Below are 3,535 nucleotides of genomic sequence, written 5' to 3'. Positions count from 1 at the left end.
CTTCTCCTCGTCGTCGGCCGGTCCGACGGCCGCCCGCGCCCGGGGCGGTGGCGGGTCTTCGTAGTCGTCGTCGTACCGGTCGTTGTCGTAGTCGTGGGGCTGCGCGCCCGGGAGCGGGACGGCGCGCGTCGCGGCCAAGCCCGGCGGGTCGCCGCCGTTGACCGGGGTGCCGTCCGCGTAGTGGTCGTCGTACCCGTCGTAGTCGTTTTCCGGGTAGCCGGTCGCCGCCGGGTAGTCGTCCTCGTCGTAGAAGGAGCCGGGTTCCGGCTGGTCGAGCAGCGTGCCCGAGTGACCGACCGGGACCTCCTCCTCGCCGAACATCCGGGCCGCACCCACCCCGGCCGCGCCGCCGAGCACACCGGCGGACGGCGCCATCAGGGTTTCGTCCGCCATACCGCCGAGCGGGGTCTCGCCGCGGGCGACGGCGGCGAGCAGCTCTTCGGACTCTTCGGCGGTCGGGCGGTGGTGGATGTCGGGGTGCAGCAGCACGGCGAGCACGCTGGCCAGCGGGCCCGACTGGCGGGGCGGGTTGATCTGCCCGGCGGCCACCGCGTGCAGCAGGCTGAGCGTGTTCTCGCTCAGGCCGAACGGCGGCTGACCCTCGCAGGCGGCGTACAGCGTGGAGCCCAGCGAGAAGATGTCGGACTCGGGGCCGGGATCGCCACCGATGGCGACCTCGGGCGCGAGGTAGGCGGGGGTGCCGGCGATCATCCCGGTCTTGGTGACCGTGACGTCGTCCTTGGCCCGCGAGATGCCGAAGTCGGTGATCTTCACCGTGCCGTTCCCGGCGAGCAGGATGTTGCCGGGCTTGATGTCCCGGTGCACGATGCCCACCGCGTGCGCCTCGTGGAGCGCGGCCGCGACCTGGGCCCCGATCCGGGCGACCTCCATCGGCGGCAGCGTCTTGCGCTCCTGCAGCACCTCGGCGAGGCTCGTGGAGTTCAGGTACTCCATGATCAGGCACGGCTGCCCGTTGTCGTCGGTGACGACGTCGAACACGGAGATCGCGTTCGGGTGGTGCAGCCGGGCGGCGATCCGCCCCTCACGCATGGTCCGCTGGCGGGCGTCCTCGGCGTCGTGCTCGTCGAGGCTCCCGAGCAGCAGCAGCTGCTTGATCGCCACTGTCCGGCCCAGTACCTCGTCGTGCGCCTGCCAGACGGCACCCATCGCGCCCGTGCCGATCCGCCCGACTATGCGGTATCGACCGGCGACCAGGCGACCCTCGTCGCTCACGCGACCTCCCTTTGGGCTCCGTCTTCGCGCGGCGGAGGTACCCCGCGCGCGCGATGCGGCCATGAGCGCGCCGCATCGGTGGAGCGTATGCACATGTAGTGGTCTGTGTGCCGACTTTACCGAGACCGGCCCGTGACAAGGCTAGGCGTTCACTCTGCGCACACACACGCGGCACGCTCTGATCGCGCTCGCGACGCTCCGGCCAGTGCCTTTGAAGATCGTCGTCACATGTACTGGGCCGAGAGCAACCGGGCATCGGAAATCAGGCCGCTCGCGTCCTCGGCCATCCGGAGCAGCTGGGTCACCCGCAGCTTGCCGCCGTCGGGCTGGCGCATGGTGACCACCGCGAGGATCGACCCGTCCGGCTGCAGGCTCGTTTCCACGACCTCGATCGAGTCCATCGCGCTCCAGGCCCGGATCAGGTTCCCCGGCTCGGACCCGGCCAGCACCGGGGTGAGCATGCCCAGCGCGCGGGACGGGCTCAGGTCGATCGACTTGTAGAACTTGGTGACCGCGTCGAGCTTGTCCTTGTCCGTGAGTGACGCCTTGTGCTCCGGCGGTGACGGGACGGGTGCCGCGGACGTGGCGGACTCCGGCGAAGCCGTGGTCGGCGCCGCTTCGGCGGCCTGGGGCGGCTCGTTCTGCTTGCCCGCGGACGACTTCGAGCCGGCGCGCCCGGTGCCGGGGACGGCCGGGTCCGGCACCGCGAGCCCGCCGAGCGCCGCGGCGCCGTTGAGGCCGAGGCCGCCAGGGGCCGCGTCAGCGGCGGGAAGGAAGGGGTGTGCGATGCGGTGTGCTCATCGTCGAGGCGAACACGACGGCTCCCGCCACCAGCGCCCCGGCGGCCACGAGGCCGGCCAGTTTGGCGCGCCGGGCGAACCGGCTCTCCGGCTCCTCCTCGGGCTCGCTGTGCGCCGGCCGGACCTCCTCCCGCCCACGGGGCGGGACGAAGTTCTGCGGCTCGCGAAAGACCTGCTCAAGATAGGCGCGGTCGACACGCGTGTCGTTGAGAATGTCGGCCGGGATCACGTCCTCGACGCGAACGGCGTCAGGCTCACGCCGTGTGCGCTGCCGATCAAGCACGGATTTCCTCGCTTGTTTCCGGGGCGGTCAGTAGGCCGTTCGGCCTATGCCGTTGGTCCGGGTGGCCGCCTGATGGGCGACGGACCCGCTGTCGCCAGGTAACCCTGTGCAGAGGGTTCGTCGCCAGACCCCGTCGCCGGAATGCCGTCGCGACACGACGAACGGCAGCTTATGTCACCCACCCGGACCAGGCATTACCGCTCAGCGCACCGCACGTGCATCGGAATGCGCGAACGGCGCGTGCACGATCGACTACTGGCCGTCGCTCTCGATCTTGTCGTCGTCGCCGAAGGAAAGCGTCTTCTGCTCGAGGGTCTTGGTGCCGTCCTGGTGGGTCACCTCGACGGTGTTCACCGTGACGCCGCGCTGCTGATCGATGACGATCTTCTTGACCTCGAAGTAAGCGACGTCGGAGTAGCGCTGGCGGAGCGCCTGCGGGCCCTGGTTGTGCAGATCGCCGGTGGTCACCGAGGAGGCGGCGGCCGGATCAGTGGTGACCGTGTTCAGGAACTTCTCGCTGTTGTTGCCCATCGTCTGCGCGTCGGGCGGGAACGAGTACCACGGCGAGGGGTTCGGGTTCGTCCGCTGCGCCGCGGAGATCGGCGGCTTCTGGGGCGGCTCGGACGAGGCAGGAGTCGAGGACTTGCCGGTGCTCGGCTTGCCGCTGGTGGCGCCCGTCGACGGGGCTGTCGACGGGGCGGCGGTGTCGTCCGTGGTGGCGGGTGTGGTTTCGCGGGAGGGGCTCCGGTCGTCCACGACGGGACCGTTGGCCGCCTTGGGGTCCTTCGAGGGCTTCCCGCCGGAGCCGCCGTTCGGCGAGGTCGGCTGCCCGACCTGCTGCTCTTCGCTCATCAGCGGCGAACCACCGCGGTAACCGGGCCAGCCGCCCTGGCTGGACTGCTCGTTCACCGGCTTGCCGACCAGGAGTGAACCCGCGAACAGCAGGCCGACGACCACCGCGGCGGAGGAACCGGTGGCGAACCACGCGGCCTTGCGCCAGGACTTCGGCGGGGTCACCGAGGCGGGCACCGAACCGAGGTCGAACGTGCCTAGCCCGTCGATCGGGGCCGCGACGTACACCCGGACGTCCTCGTCCTCTTCGGGCACGACGGGGCGGACGACGGGCCGGGTGAACGTGACCTTGGTGCGCCGCGCGACTGGTTCCACGGCCGCTTCCCGCACGGGTTCGGGAGCGTTCGGCGTGGGCACGCCCTGGACG

Annotated in this window: 4 protein-coding genes; all 4 read right to left on the bottom strand. The window is 71.0% G+C overall.

Features of this window, described 5'->3' with window-relative positions:
• Positions 1-1,233 (bottom strand): serine/threonine-protein kinase (locus QMK34_RS43025; protein ID WP_326420600.1); only part of this gene is annotated, 1,233 nt, incomplete at its 3' end.
• Between the two features lie 224 nt (positions 1,234-1,457).
• The gene (locus tag QMK34_RS43020) at positions 1,458-1,937 is read right to left on the bottom strand and encodes a hypothetical protein (protein WP_326420599.1); all 480 of its coding nucleotides are present in this window, start codon (positions 1,935-1,937) and stop codon (positions 1,458-1,460) included.
• 55 nt (positions 1,938-1,992) lie between these two features.
• A complete protein-coding gene (locus QMK34_RS43015; protein WP_326420598.1) occupies positions 1,993-2,316 on the bottom strand; it encodes a hypothetical protein in 324 nt (107 codons plus the stop codon).
• 252 nt (positions 2,317-2,568) lie between these two features.
• Positions 2,569-3,483 carry a hypothetical protein gene (locus tag QMK34_RS43010; RefSeq protein ID WP_326420614.1) on the bottom strand — a complete coding sequence of 305 codons (915 nt, stop codon included), beginning with the start codon at positions 3,481-3,483 and terminating at the stop codon, positions 2,569-2,571.
• Between the last annotated feature and the right edge of the window lie 52 nt (positions 3,484-3,535).

The organism is Amycolatopsis sp. H20-H5, from assembly GCF_035828755.1.
Taxonomy (GTDB): domain Bacteria; phylum Actinomycetota; class Actinomycetes; order Mycobacteriales; family Pseudonocardiaceae; genus Amycolatopsis.
Note: the sequence above shows the minus strand (reverse complement) of the source record. Positions and strands in the feature narration are given on the sequence as shown.